This window comes from Neobacillus niacini (assembly GCF_023715785.1).
Classification (GTDB): Bacteria; Bacillota; Bacilli; order Bacillales; family Cytobacillaceae; genus Neobacillus; species Neobacillus niacini_E.
The window spans coordinates 1-421 of the sequence record NZ_JAMBOX010000084.1; the positions used below are offsets into that span (position 1 = coordinate 1).

At 58.7% G+C, this 421-nt stretch carries 1 protein-coding gene; it reads left to right on the plus strand.

What is annotated here, in order from left to right:
- Positions 1-421 (plus strand): MFS transporter (locus M3234_RS28950; RefSeq protein WP_262307946.1); only part of this gene is annotated, 421 nt, incomplete at both ends.

Below are 421 nucleotides of genomic sequence, written 5' to 3' on the forward strand. Positions count from 1 at the left end.
GTTTGCGCAAGTTTGCTATGGATTTATCCAGGACAAGCTGGGGCTGCGCAAACATCTGCTCTGGTATATCACCGCGCTGCTGATCCTCTCTGGTCCGGCGTATCTGCTGTTCGGCCACCTGCTGAAAATCAACGTCCTGTTGGGCAGCATTTTTGGCGGGATCTATATCGGTTTGACCTTTAACGGCGGCATCGGCGTGCTGGAATCTTACACCGAGAGGGTGGCGCGTCAGAGCCAGTTTGAATTCGGCAGGGCGCGGATGTGGGGCTCGCTGGGCTGGGCGGTGGCCACCTTCTTCGCCGGCCTGCTGTTTAACATCAATCCGCAGCTAAACTTCCTCGTCGCCAGCTGTTCCGGGCTGGTGTTCTTTATCCTGTTGGCGCGGCTGCGGGTCTCCTCGGCGCCGCATGCGATGCAGGAG